General features: G+C 41.1%; 19 protein-coding genes, 2 tRNA genes and 1 pseudogene. 13 read left to right on the plus strand and 9 right to left on the minus strand.

Annotated elements, in window-relative coordinates; all coding sequences use genetic code 11:
* Nucleotides 1-676 precede the first annotated feature (676 nt).
* Nucleotides 677-2,590: a transketolase C-terminal domain-containing protein gene (locus tag U2718_RS26680; protein ID WP_341993099.1), complete on the minus strand. Its 1,914-nt coding sequence runs from the start codon at nucleotides 2,588-2,590 to the stop codon at nucleotides 677-679.
* Between the two features lie 362 nt (nucleotides 2,591-2,952).
* Here U2718_RS26680 and U2718_RS26685 point away from each other — a divergent pair, with 362 nt between their 5' ends.
* Entirely contained in the window at nucleotides 2,953-3,726 is a 774-nt protein-coding gene (locus U2718_RS26685; RefSeq protein ID WP_341993098.1) for a DeoR/GlpR family DNA-binding transcription regulator, read from the plus strand.
* Between the two features lie 274 nt (nucleotides 3,727-4,000).
* A complete protein-coding gene (locus U2718_RS26690) occupies nucleotides 4,001-4,660 on the plus strand; it encodes a cytochrome b N-terminal domain-containing protein (RefSeq protein WP_341993097.1) in 660 nt (219 codons plus the stop codon).
* Here U2718_RS26690 and U2718_RS26695 read toward each other — a convergent pair.
* Nucleotides 4,627-6,549 carry a cation:proton antiporter gene (locus tag U2718_RS26695; protein ID WP_341993096.1) on the minus strand — a complete coding sequence of 641 codons (1,923 nt, stop codon included), beginning with the start codon at nucleotides 6,547-6,549 and terminating at the stop codon, nucleotides 4,627-4,629. The two genes, U2718_RS26690 and U2718_RS26695, sit on opposite strands and share 34 nt — an antisense overlap.
* A 359-nt stretch (nucleotides 6,550-6,908) precedes the next feature.
* On the opposite strand from U2718_RS26695, the gene U2718_RS26700 reads away from it, so the two are divergent.
* A tRNA-Glu gene (locus tag U2718_RS26700) sits at nucleotides 6,909-6,981 on the plus strand.
* A gap of 248 nt (nucleotides 6,982-7,229) precedes the next feature.
* Here the strand turns inward: U2718_RS26700 and U2718_RS26705 are convergent.
* The 3 genes from U2718_RS26705 to U2718_RS26715 form a co-directional block, all read right to left on the minus strand.
* Nucleotides 7,230-7,844 carry an SRPBCC family protein gene (locus tag U2718_RS26705; protein ID WP_341993095.1) on the minus strand — a complete coding sequence of 205 codons (615 nt, stop codon included), beginning with the start codon at nucleotides 7,842-7,844 and terminating at the stop codon, nucleotides 7,230-7,232.
* On the minus strand, nucleotides 7,813-9,894 hold the full coding sequence (locus tag U2718_RS26710) for a GAF domain-containing sensor histidine kinase (RefSeq protein ID WP_341993094.1): 2,082 nt from the start codon (nucleotides 9,892-9,894) through the stop codon (nucleotides 7,813-7,815). Before U2718_RS26710 ends, U2718_RS26705 begins: the two co-directional genes overlap by 32 nt.
* A 723-nt stretch (nucleotides 9,895-10,617) precedes the next feature.
* Entirely contained in the window at nucleotides 10,618-10,953 is a 336-nt protein-coding gene (locus U2718_RS26715; protein WP_289791391.1) for a ribbon-helix-helix domain-containing protein, read from the minus strand.
* Nucleotides 10,954-11,066: 113 nt separating this feature from the next.
* Between U2718_RS26715 and U2718_RS26720 the strand changes: the two genes are divergently transcribed.
* From U2718_RS26720 to U2718_RS26730, 3 genes are all read left to right on the plus strand, one after another.
* Nucleotides 11,067-11,273: a hypothetical protein gene (locus U2718_RS26720; RefSeq protein ID WP_341993093.1), complete on the plus strand. Its 207-nt coding sequence runs from the start codon at nucleotides 11,067-11,069 to the stop codon at nucleotides 11,271-11,273.
* A gap of 86 nt (nucleotides 11,274-11,359) precedes the next feature.
* Nucleotides 11,360-11,878 carry an HNH endonuclease gene (locus U2718_RS26725; protein ID WP_341993092.1) on the plus strand — a complete coding sequence of 173 codons (519 nt, stop codon included), beginning with the start codon at nucleotides 11,360-11,362 and terminating at the stop codon, nucleotides 11,876-11,878.
* 16 nt (nucleotides 11,879-11,894) lie between these two features.
* Nucleotides 11,895-12,284 (plus strand): alr0857 family protein, encoded by a 390-nt coding sequence (locus U2718_RS26730; RefSeq protein WP_341993091.1) that lies wholly within the window; start codon nucleotides 11,895-11,897, stop codon nucleotides 12,282-12,284.
* Nucleotides 12,285-12,309: 25 nt separating this feature from the next.
* Here the strand turns inward: U2718_RS26730 and U2718_RS26735 are convergent.
* Nucleotides 12,310-12,531, minus strand: a pseudogene (locus U2718_RS26735) (polysaccharide deacetylase family protein); the annotation flags it as partial.
* A 19-nt stretch (nucleotides 12,532-12,550) separates the two neighbouring features.
* Nucleotides 12,551-12,624 (minus strand) — tRNA-Arg (locus tag U2718_RS26740).
* A gap of 320 nt (nucleotides 12,625-12,944) precedes the next feature.
* Between U2718_RS26740 and U2718_RS26745 the strand changes: the two genes are divergently transcribed.
* The 4 genes from U2718_RS26745 (at nucleotide 12,945) to cutA (ending at nucleotide 16,033) form a co-directional block, all read left to right on the plus strand.
* Nucleotides 12,945-13,601, plus strand: coding sequence for an Npun_F0813 family protein (locus tag U2718_RS26745; protein WP_341993090.1), 657 nt, complete (start codon nucleotides 12,945-12,947; stop codon nucleotides 13,599-13,601).
* A 115-nt stretch (nucleotides 13,602-13,716) separates the two neighbouring features.
* Nucleotides 13,717-14,595 carry a hypothetical protein gene (locus tag U2718_RS26750; RefSeq protein WP_341993089.1) on the plus strand — a complete coding sequence of 293 codons (879 nt, stop codon included), beginning with the start codon at nucleotides 13,717-13,719 and terminating at the stop codon, nucleotides 14,593-14,595.
* A 24-nt stretch (nucleotides 14,596-14,619) separates the two neighbouring features.
* On the plus strand, nucleotides 14,620-15,576 hold the full coding sequence (locus U2718_RS26755) for a transposase (protein WP_341993088.1): 957 nt from the start codon (nucleotides 14,620-14,622) through the stop codon (nucleotides 15,574-15,576).
* A 130-nt stretch (nucleotides 15,577-15,706) separates the two neighbouring features.
* Nucleotides 15,707-16,033 carry a divalent-cation tolerance protein CutA gene (cutA, locus tag U2718_RS26760; RefSeq protein WP_341993087.1) on the plus strand — a complete coding sequence of 109 codons (327 nt, stop codon included), beginning with the start codon at nucleotides 15,707-15,709 and terminating at the stop codon, nucleotides 16,031-16,033.
* A gap of 61 nt (nucleotides 16,034-16,094) precedes the next feature.
* On the opposite strand, the gene U2718_RS26765 is transcribed toward cutA, so the two are convergent.
* Nucleotides 16,095-16,631, minus strand: coding sequence for a DUF4330 domain-containing protein (locus tag U2718_RS26765; RefSeq protein ID WP_289791399.1), 537 nt, complete (start codon nucleotides 16,629-16,631; stop codon nucleotides 16,095-16,097).
* 332 nt (nucleotides 16,632-16,963) lie between these two features.
* Here U2718_RS26765 and U2718_RS26770 point away from each other — a divergent pair, with 332 nt between their 5' ends.
* Entirely contained in the window at nucleotides 16,964-17,833 is an 870-nt protein-coding gene (locus U2718_RS26770) for a M48 family metallopeptidase (RefSeq protein WP_341993086.1), read from the plus strand.
* 48 nt (nucleotides 17,834-17,881) lie between these two features.
* Here U2718_RS26770 and U2718_RS26775 read toward each other — a convergent pair whose 3' ends face one another.
* Nucleotides 17,882-18,640, minus strand: a complete 759-nt coding sequence (locus U2718_RS26775) for a metallophosphoesterase family protein (RefSeq protein WP_341993085.1) — start codon at nucleotides 18,638-18,640, stop codon at nucleotides 17,882-17,884.
* Nucleotides 18,641-19,429: 789 nt separating this feature from the next.
* On the opposite strand from U2718_RS26775, the gene U2718_RS26780 reads away from it, so the two are divergent.
* On the plus strand, nucleotides 19,430-19,648 hold the full coding sequence (locus U2718_RS26780) for a hypothetical protein (RefSeq protein WP_341993084.1): 219 nt from the start codon (nucleotides 19,430-19,432) through the stop codon (nucleotides 19,646-19,648).
* Between the two features lie 328 nt (nucleotides 19,649-19,976).
* Nucleotides 19,977-20,471 carry a 4-Cys prefix domain-containing protein gene (locus U2718_RS26785; RefSeq protein WP_341993083.1) on the plus strand — a complete coding sequence of 165 codons (495 nt, stop codon included), beginning with the start codon at nucleotides 19,977-19,979 and terminating at the stop codon, nucleotides 20,469-20,471.
* Nucleotides 20,472-20,521: the final 50 nt, after the last annotated feature.

A 20,521-nucleotide genomic window follows, 5' to 3' on the forward strand; every position in this document is an offset into this window, starting at 1 on the left:
TCGTTACAATCTCTTTGCGTCCCCACATCAACCTAAACAATGTAGATGGAAATTACAGCGTGAAGTTAGAACTGTATAAACTTTTTGGTGAAAAATTTGTGGGACTTACGCAAAACCCCTCTAAAATCTTCTTTCCTCCGTTTACTCTGCGTACTCTGTGGTTTATTATTCCATAACTCGTGTGCAAGTCCTGATCTGTTTTCAAGTACATATAAGCACGTGAAACCACATTTAAATCGCCTGTAGCAAATGATTCGGCAATTATAGAAAGAAACCGTATTTCTTATGATAATCAGACACCATTATCACCAGAAAATCAAAAAGCTGTGGCTGATATGATAAGGCAGGTAGCTTCACCAGAATGCCAGAAAAAAATTAATAGTAAGTAGTTAATTAAAATTCATTACTCCCGGTTTACCCATTTTTTAGGAGTCAGTCAAAAAAGATTTTCATTCCTCATCGTGTAACTTATTACATGAATGTCTAGCTTAAGAACAAAATACACTCTACTTCTGCTTATTTACTTAGAATCGCATCTTCGCTACTACGATGCCCATCGTGCGATCGCTCCAATTTGAGTTTCTTGCACCATCTCTTTTGGCTATCTTAATTGTCTGTTAAACAAAGCCTGCCAAAAGCAGGCTTCGCTCGTTTAGTCGCACCTTTAGGGTGACGGCTATTTAATTAACTCTTTGACTTTATTCATAATGCTCACCGGATCGATGCCTTGATGGGGGAATTGTTCCCACAACCCGCCGCAACCTTCGTGATGAGTGCCAAGATAAGCATACTTAGGAGTAAAGCCACGCTCTAACAGCCAGGAACCAAAACGGCTACCCAATCCAGTGCGACGGTTAAAGGATTCTACAACCAAGGCGAAGGGAGCGTTACCGATTTTAGTCATCATTTCTTCATCGATAACGTTTAGAGTTGGTTTATTAATTAAACCTACATCCAACCCTTCCTGCTTAAGACGCTCTACAGCATCAAGGGCGCGGTAAAGAGCATCCCCAAAGCTGATGATATAGCCTTGCGTTCCCTCTCTAACCACCTCATCTTTACCAGGAACAAATTTATAGCTACTACCAAACAAGTCATTATTATTACTGTCCTTGATGTTAGGCACTTTGGAACGGGTGGAGAAAATAAACCGCAGCCCAGGCTCAAAGAATACAGCTTCTACACAGGCTTTCATCTGATTCACATCAGCCGGAAAGTACAGACGGGTTTCGTAGCCATCATCCAAGCCATTGTCAGCGAACATATTATTTAAACCGAAGTGGCAGGTGTTATCCGCCATGTCATCTATGCCCGCATGAGAAAAGTGGCAAAGCACATTCGAGTAGTTCAGCCGTGCCATCGTAATTTCTGAGATGCACATTTCCAAGAAAGCACTGAAGGTTGCAAAAATACCTTGTTTTCCTTCTTCCATTCCAAATCCGGCAGCAGCAGAGAAGTTACCTCGCTCCATAATGCCGGAGGGAACAAAAATTTCTGGGTAGGCATCGTGAATCTTCTTCAAACCACAAGAGCCTTCAAGATCGCTATCAATTACCATAACTTTTTGCTTGCGCTCTGTTTCACTCATGCGACTCAGAACGGCAACCACCGCTTCACCAAACACATTGCGATTAGCACCCCATTCGCTACCTGAACCGAGAAAAGTATAAGTTTGTTTGGGTTTGGTGATACTCTTGAGGTGTTCGACAGCAGCCGTCTGTCCGCGAGATTCCAGATATTTAATTGCCAAATCTACCGAAATCACGTCATGTCCGTGATTGGAGCCTTCTAAGCCTTCAATACCGGGACACATGGGACGTTTGTTGATTATAGCGATCGGCCCAGGAGTAGTCACTGCTTCGCACAGACGACTATATAAATCGTCTAAGTCTTCCCCATCTCCCTCTAGTACCTTCAAACCGTGTCCCTGTAAAGTTTTGGCGACGCTGAAACCAGGCAAGTATTTAGAAGGATGTCCGGCGATCGTCACGTCATTATCATCAATAATGAGCTTGACGTTGAGATACTGAGCAACAGCCAAGCGAGCTGCTTCGGCGTCATTACCTTCTTGCTGGGAACCATCAGAACCAAGACAGAAAACTACCTTACCTGGATTCGCCATTGCCACCCCATTGACATAAGGCCACATATGCCCTAAACGCCCAGAACTAAACTTTACACCAGGAGTTAGTCCTAGTTCCGGGTGTCCCGGTAAGGTTGAGTGTGCTTCGCGATAACGTAGAAGTTGCTCGGCGGGTAAATTTCCGTGCAGGGCTGCCATCAGGTACTGAGTTGCTACTCGATGTCCTGCCTCATCGAAGAAAATGGGTACAAACTGATCTGATGCTCCTCGAAAAAATGCATCGAGAATCATCACCTCTGGTACTGTGTCATAAGGGCCACCAGTATGACCACCTACTCCTTTCGCTGCTCCAGTCGCTGTGAAGAAAACGATCGCATCACGGCAAAGTTGAATGTTTGCTTTGAGGGTATCTCTTTGCTCAGTCGTAAGAGTCGCATTCGCCGGATTAAGTTTCAGAGGTTTGTAAGCACTGAGTTCTATGGGAAATTTGATGTCAGTAAAAGTCATGACTTAATTCCTTGAATTTGAATCGATTTAGACAGGACAACAGCGCAAACTACGGAAAAAGGTATTGGGTAACGGAGATTGGGAAGAGGACAGGGGGAGGTGGGGACGCGGGGACGCGGAGAATCGTAATTGACGTTCTTGCCCCTTGTCTCCTTGTCTCTCCATCTCCTTGCCCTCTTCTTTGTTTGTCCCTAGCTCCTAGCCCCTTTTACTTCCTCTATGCACGAATGTGCTTGAATTATTTAAAAGTAATCCCAAATATGCAAAAACCTGCACGCCCATGAGTATAAACTCACATAATAAGTATAAACTCACAAACGTGCAATTTCAAGAAGAAATCTGCAACTTCAGGAAAACTAGTCATGCTAACTGCGGAGCGACGACAATTAATCTTAAATATTCTTCATCGTGATAAAAAGGTGCTTTCATCGGAACTTAGTACAGTTCTTAAGGTTTCCGAAGATACAATTCGTCGAGATCTACGGGAACTAGCTGAGTCTGGTTTATTGCAGCGCGTGCATGGAGGAGCGCTACTGGCTTCTCCTGCGATCGCTAGTTATGCTGATCGCCAAAAACAAGCACCCAAAGAAAAAGAAGCGATCGCTCGTGCAGCAGCAAAATTGGTTTGTCCTGGGCAGGTGGTAATTTTAGATGGAGGTACAACAACGCTCCAGGTAGCCCGTCATTTGCCTTTAGATTTGCAAGCGACAGTAGTAACAAATAGCCCTCCGATTGCCATTGCATTAGCCGAGCATCACGACATTAAAGTTGTAATGCTAGGCGGACAACTCTACAAAAAAGCTTTGGTAAACGTGGGTGCTGCGACGGTTGAATCATTACGCATGATTCGTGCAGATTTGTGCATGCTAGGGGTGTGCAGTCTACACCCAGAAATTGGAATTAGTGTGCAGAACTTAGACGAAGCCCACGTGAAACGAGCGATGATTGCTGGAGCAGCAGAGGTGGTTGGATTAGCAACAGCACAAAAGTTAGACACTGCTGCTCCCTACGTCGTGGAGTCAATCCATGCACTAACTTATCTTGTCATTGCACCGACAGTATCTGATGAAATGCTGGTTGCTTATAACGCTTTGGGTTTAACAATTATTCGCGACAACCTTAACCCTACAGCCTAGAAAAGGGGAGGGGGAGATGGGGAGGCTGGGGAAGCTGGGGAGCAGAGGGGCAGGGGAGGAACTACTAACTACTGTACGGGCGGGTTTTGTTGATCATCTTGCCGTTCAAACTGATCATTTATCTTCTAAACCCGCCCCTACTAGCCACTAGCCACTAACCACTAACTACTAACCACTAATCACTAACCACCAATAAATCTTCACCACTCTTAACTTTTCTTAGTTACACTTGTAATAAAAATATATATTTAGCCAAGCAAAGGAGCGGTGAGCCATGCAAAACACCGATTTCGATAGAGTGACGCGGCGCATAGCAACGATATTATCAGTCGTAATCATTACGCTATCCTTTATAGCTGCATCTACTGGAATTTTGCTGTCTTTTTACTACGAACCAGCAGCAGGGAGAGCTTATCAGTCTTTGAAAATGATTGCAGAGCAAGTACCCTATGGTTGGTTGTTCCGTAAAGCCCACAATATTGCCGGTAATGCAGTAATTGCGATCGCTCTGGTGCAAATTGTGGTCATGTTTTTGGGCAGACGGTATCGCAAGAGTTGGTTAACAGCTTGGATTAGTGGGATTTTGTTTACTCTAATGGCGATTGGGTTGTCATGGACAGCGATGATCTTAAGCTGGGATCAAGAAGGCTTCTGGCGTTTTAGCATTGAATTGGGAACAATCGAAGCAATTCCTTTTATTGGTTCACAACTGCGAGAAATTCTGACTGGTGGTGCCATTAGTACACTTACTGTTCAACGTCTTTATACAATCCACAGTTATATTCTCTCGCTCGCTGCCATTATTATTTCTGTGGTGCATTTGTTAAGTACACTGTGGCAAGAAAAACAAATGCAGTTAGAACAGACAAAATCTGAAGTTAGTAACTCTCAACAGTTAATTCAAGGTGCAGGAACGTCACTAGCAGAAAGTTGAGATAATTTGGTAATCGGCACTTCTTCAACTTCTGGTAGTTTTTCTAGAGAAAGGCGAGTAGATTGACTACCACCCGAAAGACGTTTTAAAAGATTTGGTCTGGGATCGTGCAATAGATAGATAATGCGATCACCTGCCTGCCAAGGTTCGCCCGCAGGCATAATCTGCAATTTCTCGTCCCGTTCTAAAAATAGAGGTACTAACTCACCGGTACGGATTAATGCCTGCAATTGCACCTTTTGCAAAGAAAAGCCATTCTCCTTGAGAGTTGAGATCCCTAACTTCACTTGCTCATCGTTCAGGTACTGATTCCAAGTTTTAATTTGCAAGTCGCTTAGAAAAGCTTGGTTAACTTTGGTTTTACTTGTCGAATTATTAGCCTGCGGATCGCGAGGGAAAACAGCTAACACTCGTGGTGGGTTAAACTCTTCTGCGGCTCGTTGTGCCAAAACAAAATTGACCTCACCATTTTTAGTCATCGCCAGAAAAGTCCCCATAGCAGCCAGTCCTGCTTCTTCTAAAACATTAGCATCTAAAGCACTGCTAGTTATCACCTGAAGATTTTGTGCTTGGGCTTTTTGGCTAGCTTCTTGATCGGTATCTATCATCACCACTGGTTCTCCCCGTTCTTGCAGCAGGCGAGCAATCAAAATACTCAAAGGATTACAACCAACAATAACTGCTCCAGCAGACTCTTTGGGGCTAATTTGTAGCCATTTAGCAATCCAACCAGCAGTTAAACCTTGGCAAAACACTGTCATGATAATTGTCAGGAAAACCAAGGCTTTAATTGCATCACCACCGTTGATGCCATGCTCTGTCAACAAAATTGCAAATAAGGAAGCAACAGAAGCAGAAACAATGCCGCGAGGAGCTACCCAACTCAGAAACAATTTTTGTCGCCAGTTGAGTTCACTATTCCACGTACATAAGAGAATGTTAATCGGACGAACAACAAACATTAATGCCAGAACAGTAAATAAACTGCCCCAACCTAAAGCAAACACACTAGCAATAGACAAATCGGCTGCTAGTAGAATAAATAGCACTGAGACACAAAAAATCGTCAGTTGACCTTTAAAATGTCGTAGTAAGCGTTCTTCTGGCACCGAAGCAGCCCCAAATACTAGTCCTGCCACCACAGTTGCCATCAGCCCCGACTCACTGCGGATCATTTGCGCGAGTGCAAATAAGCCCCACAAGCCAGCTAGCACAACCAGGTTTTTCACCTCAAAGGAAAGAAAACTGGCACGCTTACAAATAAAAGCCATCAGCCAACCACCCGCAGCGCCAATAGCCCCGCCAATACTGAGGCGCATAAATAAGCTGCTAATGGCAATCAGGGGATCGGCATTGTCGTTTAAAATTGTGTTTAGTACTACGACAGCAAGAATCGCTCCGACTGGGTCAATTAAAACCCCTTCTCCTTCCAACAGAGTTGCAACTTGTCGCTCCACATTAATATGTTTTAGCAAGGGACTGATTACAGTCGGCCCTGTAACTACAACCAAAGAAGCGAACAGAAAAGCGATCGGCCAAGGAAATTCGCCCAACCAATGAGCCGCCATGCTGCCACCAAGCAACGTGATCAGAGTTCCTAAGGTGACAAGTAGTTGCAAGCTTGTGGAAACTTTGTTTAACTCTTGCAGTTCCAAACTTAGTCCGCCTTCAAACAAAATTATTGCCGTTCCCAGAGCGACAATCACTTCTAACCCAGTACCCAACAGATGCGGGTGTAGCACTCCAATACCATCAGAGCCAAGCAAGATGCCAAACAATAATAAAAATACAATGCTGGGTACCCGCAGATATGCTGCTAGTACTTGAGCACTAATGCCTGCAACAACAGCGATCACCATTTGCAGGGTGATTTCAAAAGATGCTTCCATGTGCTAGATTTTGAGCGCTATTTTTCAAAATCTTTGGTAAAGAATGGTAAATCTTCGCTTTTCTGGGTGCGATACTACACCCCCATCCTTTACTAAATAGAGAAGTTGTTTCATACTTAGTTGTATATCTTACAGTATTTTTGAGTTGGTCAAACATAAGTTGATGCTAACGCCTTAAATATAAGCGCTGCAGTATGATACTTGCCCCAAAAGTGTATTTTTTTGAGCATTAGCTGTCAATAACTTTTACTTCCAACCAGTGTAGCTGTTGCAATTGAAAATATTCCTAGAAATTTATTCACAAAACCTGTTGACACCAACTGTAAAAACAGTTAGATTTATAAAAGTGTGAACCACGCGCCCCCATCGTCTAGAGGCCTAGGACACCTCCCTTTCACGGAGGTAACGGGGATTCGAATTCCCCTGGGGGTATCTTAAGTAGATACATAAACACGAAAAGGGCAAAGATTCAGTGTGAATTGAGTCTTTTTGTGATTTATCCTAGTTTCAGAGCAAGTAGAAGTGATCCTTTAGTGACTTTGAGAGTTTCTACATCATTTCATCAACACTTTACGGATAAAATATTTATTGTGACTTAAATGCGCCACAAAAGTTGCATGAATTGAGAATATACTGATAACGCAAGTAATACTAGATGCGTCATCAGTATTTGCTTAAGCTTAAGTTGTTAACACCTCTACACGTTGGCGAATTGCAAGTAGATTGAGTTGTAAATCTTTGGCAAGCCGACGTTCAATGATTCCTACTGGCACAGTACGTTTCGGCCAAACTCTCAATACATAGCAGAGATTAGTCCCTATTTCCTGGGCGAGAGAATAAGGCTCTAAGCCCCAACTACCAGAAAAATCTTTAAAATCTCCCTCTACCATTCGGAAAGTAATTTCCTGTGGAAATTTTTCTTCTAGATCTAGAACCACACGGGCAGAAAAATTAAAGCGCAAAAAGCGTTGAGAGCCAATTTGCTCCAAGCGAATACCACCATTGGGATGCTCCAAGAGACGACTTGTAGCTAGGTTGGGAATAAAATCAGCCAATGCTTCGTAATCTGTAAGCACTTTCCAGACTTGTGCCACTGGTTGTGGAATTTGAATTTTAGCAGTGATTTGCCGCTGTCGCTCCGCGATTTTCTCAATTTGAACTGCCACAGCTTGCAATTCATCAGCATTATCAGTCAAATCCGCTTCCAGGTAGGTTTCGTCTTCAGTGACGATGGAATTGAGTTCTTCTGGTGTGTATTGTTCTTCAGTCACTTTCAGAATATGGTTTGCTGTCATCAGAAAATTGAGGCAAGGTTAGGGTAAAGCAAATTTTGCTGAGGCTGGTATTCTCGATTGGAATGCTTTCCACTGCAATTTCCCCACGCAAATGCTGCACCAAGGACTGAACTAGGGCAAGCCCCAAGCCAGTACCTGGAATCCATCGTCCTTTACCACGACGGAACTTATCGAAGATATAGGTGGCTTCTTCTTCAGAGATGCCATTTCCTATATTAATTACCCTTATGATAACTCGATCAACTTGCTGGATAACCTGGTGCTCGGCTTGTAGTTGAACAACTGTGTCTCGTTCTGAAAATTTGCCAGCATTAGTTAATAACTCTTGCAGAATTCGATCAAAGCTCTCTAGTTCTGTTTGTAGCTCTAATGCTTGAATTGGCAAATCAAGATGAATACTTAAGCCTTTATCTATCAGTTTTTTCTCAAAAGATGTACTTATGTCTTCAATTCTTGTATTTAAATCGATAGTTTCAAATTGTGGACGCTCTTGATGAGTCTCTAGCTTCTGGAGCGTCAGCAAGTCATTAATCAAGTTTATTTCCTTGCTACACTCTTCTTCTAAGATGTCTAAATACTTAGTCTGCCGCTCTAGCGTGATTCCTGGCTGGCGTAGAATACGTATTGCCATGCGCATATTTGTCAGGGGGTAGCGCAAGCGATCGCTCATGTTACTTAAAAATTCATCTTTTAGTTCATTGAGTTCTCGCAGCTGCTCTACATATTGCCTTTGTTTTTCGTATAATTTAGCTTGAACGTCTAGACTGCGCTGTAATTGAGCTGTACGCTCATCCACCAACATCTGCACCTGCCGCAGAGTTTGCGTTTGAATAATAACATTACTGACTTGAGCGCAGACCATTTCCATAATATTTACTTCTGCTGCTTGCCAAATCCGAGCTTGTGTTTGTTGTAGCACCAGAAATCCTAAGATTTTGCCTTGACTTTCCAAAGCCATAAGCAGCATGGCAGGCAGTTGCTCCAATCCAAACACTGGTGCAGCCGGAAGCATATCGCTGCGATCTGTATAGTCATTCAGAATGATTGATTTACCAGACTCGCTAAAAACACGCTGGCACACGCCACATTCTGAGAGCCAAAAGGAATTCTCCGGAGTATCTAATTTACTGGAGTGGAAACTTTCTGTTGTTCTTACCCATTCTCCTACCAAAGTTGCTTTCGCTTTGGGAATCTGTCTTTTAGGCAAACTTCTAAATAGCGGATCAGCATATTTTAAAAGTATGAGCAAACCACGATCTGCCCCTAAAGACTCCGCAGTTGAGGCGATCGCCAATTGCAGCATTTGATTCAATTCTAAATTGCTACGACCAAGGATCGTCAATTGCTTGATTAGGTTTTGATGCCGGGCGCAAACTTCTAGATACTGCTGTTGTGAGGCGATTAATTGTCCTTGTACTACTTGAGAAAAAGCGATCGCGCAAACTGATTCTACAGCTTTGAGCAAATGCTTTTCCGACTCACTCCAATCGTATGCCTGAGATTTAATCAGGTTAATTACACCGTTTTTGTTAGTACCAAACCGAGTAGTAATTGCTAAAACAGCTTTGATGGGTAGCGGCAAAGATTGACATCCTATAGCCAAGCTGTCTTGAATTGTTGAAATATCCTCTATGGTTGGTTCACAAGCACACTGCACTATTGGTAAATCCAATTGTTCTAGTGAAAATATTTCGTCAGAACGCTGCAAACCAAAATACTCTTGAGCACACCAGTTCCCAATTATTTCTTCACCGGATGCTTCACCCTTAAACGTCACTAAGCAGCAGCAATCTACCTGAAATGCAATCCCTAGCACTTGGGCTATATCTTGCAGCATACCTGCTGCAGTTGAGCTATTGGCGATGATTTTATTGATCTTTTGTGCCAACTTTAGTGCTGGTTCTTCCTCATACTGCATCAGTTTGACCGGATATTGTGTGAGTCGATCTACTTTATTTATGCACTGTGGGGGTGATGACAAACCCTTTTCTATTTCTGGTAAGCTCTTGAATCTTGACCCCATTGTTTTTGTACCCAAACCTCCTGCCATATGCTTACTCCATTTGTGTGACTGCACCCTGTCGAGTCAGACATCTTTAAATTTCAAGAGCTTCTTTCACTTGTTATAGCCCCTTTCTATTTCAGATGGCCAATTCTTATATGCAAAAAACATTGAGTAATAGAATACATAATATCTACTAAGATGCCGAAGCAGGATAATAGCTGCTTATTGAGCATTTACTTAATTTACCAACTTTGACCTAAGAATATCCTGTTTGTAACTATACACAAACCGTAATTTCTCTGGAATTATGACAAAGTCTCATTAATATATACGAATTAATACTTAAATTACACATTAAATGTGTAATATTTTCATTATTGATAAATCAGTATTTAATTGACTTACATAGCAAAATCTCTGTATTTCAGGCATAAAATTACACTTTTAGCCTTGAGATGAGCAAGTAGCAAATAAAACTTTGCTTTTACTATTAATACTTTTCCTTTAGATTTTTTTAATTTTGACTAGGTTAATTAGGTTAATATTGTGTGTCTGTTGAGTTTGGTTAAAGTTGCTTATTTTATCAATTTTTGAATGCAAAATTTTTCAAAGTTAGCCACTATATCTTTTTTATAAATTTATTTAATAAGTATTTTGTTTTTATTTTTGTAATTATATATATTAAAGTCTATTAATCTAAAGACTATGAATGCAGCCTAGTTGAAATGCCAGTAATAATAACTAGGCTGCACTCATCTGAGTCCAAATTTATCCAGCCAAGCTTTCGATACTTAAAGGAACCATATCGCCATTTCTTGTTAGTCCCAATAGCATCGGTTGTTGCGGTTGAATGACTTGGCCTGTTAATACACAGCGTTCTTCTTGCTGGGCAGTGGCGGATATACTAGCTCGAATATCAGCTTTTGAAAATCGAGGTTTCCATTCTCCTGATTTTTGCTGGACATAGTTCCAGAGAATATCGCGGATCAAGGCTTGATATCCCTGATTGCCAGCTAGTTCTTTCAACTTATCTTTCAATTCTCGCTCTAATCTGATGCTGGTGACTTCCATATCAGTGGTTGGCGTGCGAGCAATCGTATGCATGAGTTTTTCTCCTTAAAACTATAGACAGGATAGTAATACAAGTGTAGTATGTTTAAAGGAATGTTCAATAGGTGAAATTTTCTGTGAGATTCGTTTACCCCAGCTCTGCTTTCATGCGTGTTAAAAACTCCCAAGCCAATTGGGAATTAACCGCTGTGGAAGTGGAGTATTTATTTATGGGGTGTGGAAACCGAAAGCATCGTCAATTCACAGAGGGTAATCGTGATTTTAGATATGCCAAGATTAGTGTACTTAATCGAGCACCACAAATAGACGAAGAAAGCGGGAGGTACAGACACCGGGACACTGTACCGATATAGGAATAAAAGACTTTAAGAAAAGGTCAATTCCCAACCCCCGCTTCAAAGAAGAAAGGAGCGGGGGTTTTTGAATGAGGAGTCAAACCGTGACAAGTGCAACGCAAGTTTTAGAGCAATCCGTGGTGGTGTTTTCTCACAATTACTTGCCATTGTGTCGGGTAAATATCAAGCGAGCAATTGTACTTTTAGTAACAAATAAGGCTGAACCACTGGAGATTACCACGGTTAGCGGATGGCAAGTTCATTCACCTAACTTGGTAGTGTATGTGCCAAAACATGTTCGCTTGAAATTTACTTCTTACGAGCGAATATGGAAAGTCCCGCCAGTGAATAGGCGAGAAGTCTTGCGACGAGATCGTTACAGTTGCCAATATTGCGATAGTAGCAAAAATCTGACACTAGATCACGTGATTCCTCGTTCTAGAGGCGGGCAACATACTTGGGATAACGTAGTCGCTGCTTGTGAACGGTGTAACTCCTCCAAAGGAGACAGAAGCCTCAAAGAGATTGGTATGCACCTGCGTACCACACCAAAAGCACCAGTCCATCCGACGATCGCTTTTGCAGAACAGTTTTGGTTGGACTTGCAAATAAACGTGGAATAGCATGAGAGCATGAGGAATGCTGAAACTAACTTATACCGAAACAAGCTTTCACCTAGAGTGTCTGACTCAATCCTTAGAGGAGTGGGTAGCGCAGCGAGTGATTTTGGCATTGCGAGTCGGTCAAAGTCTGTGCGTTGAACCCAGCAGTGCTTCCTTTTTGCTTCCTGTAGATCTGCCGGGATTAGAACAACTCAAGTTTGAGGTGCAGTGGGATGAGAGGGAAACGATTGTTTTGTGCGTATGTGATACCAATTATATTGAAGTTACTCTGCGGGGTTCTTGGCTTTCGGATGGTTCTGAAGATGTAAAAGGTGTGTTTGTCACCACCATAGGCGATCGCACTGAGTTATTACTGCACAAACTTTGGTTAGCCGCCACAAGCTGTGCTTCCGCGATGAGTGAATGAAAAATTTACAGGGTAGGCTTTTTGTCTACCCTGAATATTCCATTTCTAGTAATTCGGAAATGGTCACATACAAATTGATAGCCTTGCTGTTTAATATCACTAATGATTTGTGGTAAAGCTTGCACTGTTCTTTGGCGATTACCGCCGCCATCATGTGTTAAAACAATAGCACCTGTTTTGCACCTGTCAATACATTGTTCACAAATGCTTGTGGTTTGGCACGAGGATTGGTATCAGCAGAAGTCATCTAGGGACTATATATCATACGAGCGCGGCAGGACTCGAACCTGCGACCAACTGCTTAGAAGGCAGTTGCTCTATCCACCTGAGCTACGCGCTCATCATTAAAAGGGCTATCTTAAACTAACCCTTAGATATTTTATCTGTCCTCCTAGTATAATGCAATCTCAAATTGCGGAATTTAGGTTTGTGAGGCTAAAATTCAAGTCACTAATGGAGAGAGCATTCTCTAGTTCTCCTTGCCAGGTTGAACTTGGTAAAGAGAATTTCACGGCTGCTGTCTCCAGGTGATTAGTATGAGTGCAAGATGTGAAGTTAGCTATATAAGTAAAGACGCCAGAGGCGACTCTGCCCTAATAGAGTTATGATATCTGCCATATTAATTAATAATGCCCCTGTGAGGAGTTATTTGCCAGTGTCATGTTTATTCTGAAAAAGCAGGATGTTGAAATATCGACTATTCAGCACCCAAAACGGGAACAGCAGATCCCTGTCCTCCATTATCAGGGGCAAACCTTTAGGTTAATTAGCGTCTTCAAAGCTAGCCAAGAAGAAGAAGCCAGAGCCTTGTGGAGAGATTTTACTGATAATCAGGGCAAAGCCTGTGTTCTGTTGGAGGAGTCAGATCGCTTTAGCGTTTGGGGCAAAATTCGCCTAGATCAACTCAGCGGTGATCCAGGCGATCGCGCTAGACTAGACGTATTTACTCAAGCAAGCATTTTGCTGCTACAAGCCGTATATATGGATATAGAAGACTTTTTAGGTACTAGGCAAGCGGCATTATTTAAGAAAGAAATTGCAGCTAAACTCCAGCAGTGGCAATTTCCTCAAGTTTCTTCCCCTGAGGAAGTCAAAAATCTGCTAGAGATGAATCCACAAAAGGATCGATTACTAAGTTGGAAAGAAAATCATATTATTACACTGTTGCAAGAATTGCATCGGCTAGGGAAAAGCTATTTTGGCAATACTAATTTTGCTCATTCAGTGGTTGATAAGCTACAAGGTATGCCTGAAGAAGAGCGATCGCTATTCTTAAGTTGGCTAAATCAGTCTCCACTGAGTAAACTGTGGCATTAGTATAACAGTGTTTTTAACAGGTAGATTTTTATACTACTAAACCAATTCATGGAGTTGTTCTGGTAGTTTTCTACTCACGAAACACTGTCAGCATACGTTGACACAGCGAATTTATATGAGTAGCACTTACAACAAACCTCAAAGTTCTAAGTCTTTACTGACGACTCAAAATATTGTCTTATGTGGCATAACCTGGAGTATATTAGCATTTTTGTACTTTTTGTTATTTAGTGCCAAAATTCCCGGTGCAGATGGGACAGAAACGCGTACCGGATGGTACGTTCTTGGTACAAATATTTTTGAAGCAGTAGCTTACTTGTGGTCTGGTATCCTATGCTTAAGGAATTGGCGTAGCGAGCAAATAGTTAGCGGTCGCAATGTTTGGCTAGCTGTTGGTATTGGTATGCTTTCCTATTTCTTGGGAGGGATAATTTTTGGCTATATCGAAATAGTTTTACAACAAGAACCTTTTCCTTCAGTAGCCGATGTATTTTATGTAATAACATATTTGTCGCTGGGCGTAGGTATGATTTTAGCAGTGGCTTCTAGACGATTACATTTGGAAATATCGCAGTGGATAATAGTACTAGCAATAGGAGCCTTAGGCAGCACACTAGCATGGTTGATTGGAAATCAGCCACAGACAACAGTCGTCAGTCAATCTTCTTGGTTAGAAGTTGTTGCTTCTGTTTTAAATTGGTTTTATGTGCTTAGTGACGTCTTGCTGTTAATTTTCGCTACTACCTTACTCCTAGCTTTTTGGGGTGGAAGAGTTTCTCTCTCTTGGCGTATGATTGCAGCTGCGGCATTTTCGCTCTACATTGCAGATATATGGTATAAATACGCCGAGAATTCGATTCCAAATTATCAAAGTGGAGAGATACTAGAAGTGTTTTGGGTATGGAGCGGAGTTTTATTTGGCATGGGTGCAGCCTTGGAATATGAGGCATCATTAAACCGTTCCCGGCGAGAACGGGGAAAAAAACGTGGTTAGAAAAATGTTTGCTTGGTGTCTATTGTGAGAAAACTAACAGATTCTGATAAGGAAGAAATCCTCAAATTATATCGTCAAACTGCTGAAACGACCTCAACTTTAGCGGAACGCTATGACGTCAGTAATTCGACTATTAGCCGTTTACTCAAAAGTACTTTGCCAGAAGACGAGTATGAATATCTTGTTTCTTTAAAGCGTGCAGCTAGAACTCCTGAGGGAAGAGCGCAAGTAACCTACGAAAACCCACCTTTATTCACTCAAGTTGAGCCAGAGGCAAAGGAACTGCCACAACAGAAGCCTGCCTTAGAGGAGGAGTTAAGCCCCGTTACTGCTACTGAGCCAATTCCTAAAAGCAGAAGAGTGAAGCGTCGTTCTTCAGCGGCGGGGCAGGAAACACCATCTGTAGCAGAACAATTAGAACTGTTACCCAAAACTCAGGAAATCACAAATATTCCCAGCCCGCTCATTGAGGATACACATCCAAATGCGCAAGCAATAGCTCAAATTTTGGGTGAAGATTTGTTAGATGAATCGGAAGAGTTGGAGGATTTAGACGAAGATCTTGATGAAGAAGACTTCGATGATGATGAAGACTTCGATGATGATGAAGAAGACTTTGTGGAAGCACCACGTCTAGTGACAAGAGCTAGAATTGGTGATTCCTTTGTGCGGGTTTTGCCGCTATCAGCAGCTAATTTACCAAAAACTTGCTACTTAGTTATTGACCGCTCTTCGGAATTAATTACCAGACCACTTAGGGATTTTGGTGATTTAGGACACATTCCTAGCCCAGAAACTCAGGAAAGAACGTTGCCCGTATTTGATAATCATCGAGTCGCAAAACGCTTCTCTACTAAACGCGATCGCGTAGTTAAAATTCCCGATAGCAAAATGCTACACAAAGCTCGTTATCAACTGCAAGCCAAGGGTATTACTCGACTGTTAATAGATGGTCAGGTATATTCCTTGTCTTCTGTTTAATTCAAAGCTGCAATAGACCAAGTCTAAGCTAATTTACTACGTTTCTACAACAGTCAATAGTTAACTGTCAATAAGTAAATAGATTGACTAATGAACTATTGACTATTCAAAATTCTAAATGATAGGAGCTATGGCTAACTCTACTGCCTATGGTGTAGTGTTGGTAACAACTGCCTCAAAAGAAGAAGCAGAAGCGATCGCTTCTGCTCTTGTAGAAGCTAAACTGGCTGCTTGTGTAAACTTGTTTCCGATTCAATCTATTTATCGCTGGCAGCAAAAAACACACAATGAGCAAGAATGGCAGTTGTCCATTAAAACAGATTTAAGAGTATTTCCACTTTTAGAATCTAAGATTCGTGAACTCCATTCTTATCAAGTGCCAGAAATTATTGCTCTGCCTATTGTTTATGGCTCAGAGCTTTACTGCCAATGGATTTCAGAACAACTTGGGAGTTAGAAATTCTTTAACAAATCGTCCCCATTTCTGAATATGAAATGGGGACTTATCTCCACATCAGCTATGACTTATCTTTAACCCGAATATCAATAACAGAAGCGTTGAAATTGTAATTAAATCCATCCAACTCAATTGGTACTCCAATTTTGAGTTTACTTGAACCCATAACTGGGCCATTATTTGTGATTGTAGCTTTACCGTCTAATGTCACAAGCATATCTGTACTAAAATTGTTTGCTTTTGGATCTGGCATCTCTTTAATAGAACCATCTGGCTGTGGGACTAAGACAGTTCTGGGTAATAGCCGCGCCGATTTAATATTAATAGTACCGTGTGGTTGATTGCGGATAATAACGTTTGTTTTACCGCCTTTTGTTAAGCCTTGATCAAATAACTGTTGAGGATCGCGTACATTCAAACCACGCACAATTAAATCAATCTCAACTGGTTTTGTTGTAACTCCAACTTGGGCAACAGAACCAGTTGTACCAGGAAAGAAAAAGATGCCAAATATAACTAGCAATATTACTAGTGCAGCACCTACGTCGAGGATGTTGAACTTACCGAATAACCGACCTTTGGAATCTAAAATAGTCATAACCAATTTTTCCAAATCAAAGCAGAGTAAGCATTTCTGGCAGTATGGCAAGAGTAGAAGTGTATGTTTTGTTATCTACGTTGATAAATTTCAATCATTTTTATCCTTAGATCCACTGAACCTCTCGCATCACTGCCTTCTATATTTTTTGATCGTGCAACAGTTTATCACGAACGCTGTTTTTAGTTCATATTCAAAATAAATAGGATCAAACAGCCCTCTACCCAAGTAAAATCACTAATACTTAGGTTATTAATGCAAAATGCAACTTATAAAACTTTAAATCCGTCTCATCTTTCATGTTCTGCCAAAATACTCCTCAAACCGGATAGATGATGAATAGGAAAAGTTTATCTTTTAATTACAATTTTTTTTGGCGTCGTTATTTTTATCCTTTAATTTCAGTGCTAGTGGCGCTGAGTATTTGCTTGAGTACAGCCCTGCCTTCCCAAGCTTTGGATTGGTTACCTTTACTTTTACGGGGAGTTCAAGTGCTTCAGCTTTCTAATATATCTGATCGCCAAGAAGCTGATATTGGTAAACAAATCAACCAAGAATTGTTAAGCGGTGATGTTCGACTATATCGTGATTTTGAAATTAATCGTTATGTGGAACAAATTGGACGACGTTTAGCAGCAAACAGCGATCGCCCTAATCTTAAATATACTTTCCAAGTAGTTGACAGTGATAGTATAAACGCTTTTGCCACTTTGGGAGGCTATGTGTATATTCATACAGGTTTGCTCAAAGCAGCAGCCAATGAAGCAGAACTAGCAAGTGTAGTTGCCCATGAAATTGGACACATTGGCGGCAAGCACTTAATCAAACAAATGCGGCAAAAAGCTATTGATGAAGGATTGTTAACAGCAGCCGGATTAGATCGCTCTACAGCAGTGCAATTAGGAGTGCAATTAGCACGTAATTTGCCCCGTAGCCGCCAAATGGAGTTTGATGCCGATCAAAGAGGACTGAAAACTTTTTCGCGCACTGGCTATGCTCAATCGGGAATGATTTCCTTTATGCAAAAGTTGCTCAGTAGCAGTAGCCAACGTTCTGTGCCGACATTTTTAAGCACTCACCCGGCAACTAGCGATCGCATTGCAGTTCTCAAACGCACCATGAATAATCAACCAACTAACAGCAACGACGGATTAGATAGTACTGCTTATCAAGCTAGTATTCGAGCATTACTGAAGTCCTAGTGTCGCTTTGGTTTAAACGAATTGTGTCCCCTCTCATCCCTGTAATCACTACGCCAGACAATGCCCGCGAGCGCTAACTCGAATCTGTTCTGGCTGTATAGTTGTTACCACTTCTTGTAAGGGCAGAGTGCGGACATAGTTTTTGAAGACGTTAACTTGATAAACTAAACGATTTGTAACATCCAGTGCTGTTAACCAGCCACTGCGGGGATGATATGCGCCAGTATCAATATCAATCCATCCTTGTCCTTGCGCTAATTTTCCAGGCAAAACACCAGGCAAGGTAAAGGTAATAGTGTGACCGATAATCATTAACTTATCAGGAAAATAAGGCTTCTGGATGCTGTGGAAGTCATCTCGCACCCAGCACAATTGCTCGGCAGTTTGTTCAGTTAAAGGAATTGAGGGATCAACACCAGCATGAACTAACCAAATGTCTCCCAAATCTAAATGTGTAGGCAAAGTGCTGAACCATTCTAGATGCTCGTGGGGAATAGTAGCTTCTTGATAACTAGCTACTGTTGCTTGCCCACCACTATAAAGCCATGCTTGCACCGTTGGGGTAGGAATACGTTTGGTAAAAATGTTTAATAACATCTGCTCGTGATTCCCCAACAGACACTGATAAGGACTATTTTTGACAAAATTCACTACCTGTGAGCTTTTTGGCCCGCGATCGATTAAGTCTCCTAAAAAATAAACTTGATCATCTGATGTAGGAGCGATCGCCTCCAACAATCTCATTAAACCTTGATAGTGACCATGCACGTCTCCAATTATTATTCGGCGTTGCCTAATTACGCTCATCGGCTCTTTGCTTGAATAACTTTGCCTTATCTTGCTGATACAGTCTAAATTGTCTAAATTTCGCAAACTAATTGCAAAAGTCAGAATCTATCTAAAATTATTCCCACTTTAACTCTCTATATCTAAATTTTTATTAGATTATTTACAGATAGTCATAGGTCACCGAATGACACAAAAGAGGTCTAAGCTGAAAATTTTTATCAATGATTGATTGTGCTGTGTATGAAGACACCTTATTCTAAGCGTTTTAAGACAAAAAATTTGAAGATTTGAATAAGCCTAGTTAATAATATTTTGAGTTTTTTAGCTAACAGAGCGAGTAATTAAATCAGGTCATTTACTGACTGCATCTATTCTATGCATACACGCATCAATCTCTCTTAAAACTTAATGCTAGTTAGTATCACTTCTAAAAATAACACACTTGATTGAATTGTATTCTTTATTACACAACTAGTTTAACAAAAACTTAATAAATTAGTTAGATTTGTAACAAATTGTTTGCAATCCCGCGTTTAGAATAACAATGTTGGAGCTTACTACCAAAATGAAAGCGACAATAACTAAGAGAAATCGTATATATCGCGGATATGTATCTTTGGGTAGTTATGTCAACTATGTTAAATATTTATTAATATAATATATATATCGTAGCAAAACAAGGCAGAAAAAATTCATACAAGCAAAAGATATGGTACTGAGGGCTTACAAGTAGGGGAATTGTTACGAGTGAGTGTTTTCTAATCCTCGAATTTTGAACTAACTTCTTTACCAACGGAGTAGAAAGGAATGAATAATCAGCAATCATCAGACTCTCAAGGTTTTTTAGAAAGTCTGAAGAATGGAATTTGGCTATTTGGTATCTCATCTTGGTTATTTGGCATTACAGACAGAAGTATTGCTTCTTTCTCAGATGGATATTTGTCTGCATTAGACTTGACACAGCTATTTACAGCATCTACTTTTTTTGTGGCATGGCTATTTTTAAAGCCGCCAACTAGAGCTTAAGGGCTTGATAAACTTATTGTTGACCATACTTATTTTGGTTGGCGCTAATCTTGTAAAGATTTGCAAGTTTAAGAAGTAGAAAACTATAGCAAGTAAAGGAGGTGTGCTAATCAGTGTATTTGCATCTATTTGCATCATAATTGGGGTAATTCTGCAAAAAGTGGGAGAATTATCCCGATTTTTAGTTTTAAGGTTAATTTATGAGCAACTCATTAATATATAGCTCTGATCACGAAAAATCTATAATTTTTTAATTTAGCTTTAGGTAGATATTACTAATTGCAATTGTATATTTATTTTATAAGAATTTTTAAAACCCGTAGCATCAATGAGCTACTGTATTAACCCCATTTGCTCAAAGCCGCAAAACACCCGTAAGACTCTATTTTGTGAGGGTTGTGGCTCTGAGTTACTCTTGGATGGATGCTATCGAGTTACTCACCTACTGAGTGATCGCGCTAGACCAACTGGCTTTGGTACCATTGACGAGGTAGATGACGGTGGTACGCTCAAAATTTTAAAGGTTCTGCACAATACTCATCCCAAAGCGATTGAACTGTTTCAGCAAGAAGCTGAGGTTTTAAAGGAGCTTAATCATCCTGGAATTCCGAAAGTAGAGTCAGACAGCCAACAACCTCTGCATTGTCTGGTGATGGAAAAAATTGAGGGGATGAATTTAGAGCAATACCTGGAGCAGCGTAACCATCAACCGATTAGTGAACGTGCAGCAGTACGGTTGAGCGATCGCTGGGTTCGTCTCAGCAATTTGCTCAAAATGTCAAGTCTTCCAAAACTGGGCAAAGTCGCCAACCAGCAGTTGTAAATTCCTATGCAGCATTTTGGAAACGCTTAAGCGCTTATGTTATTGATGTT

It is taken from the genome of Chlorogloeopsis sp. ULAP02 (genome assembly GCF_038404745.2).
Lineage (GTDB): Bacteria > Cyanobacteriota > Cyanobacteriia > Cyanobacteriales > Nostocaceae > Chlorogloeopsis.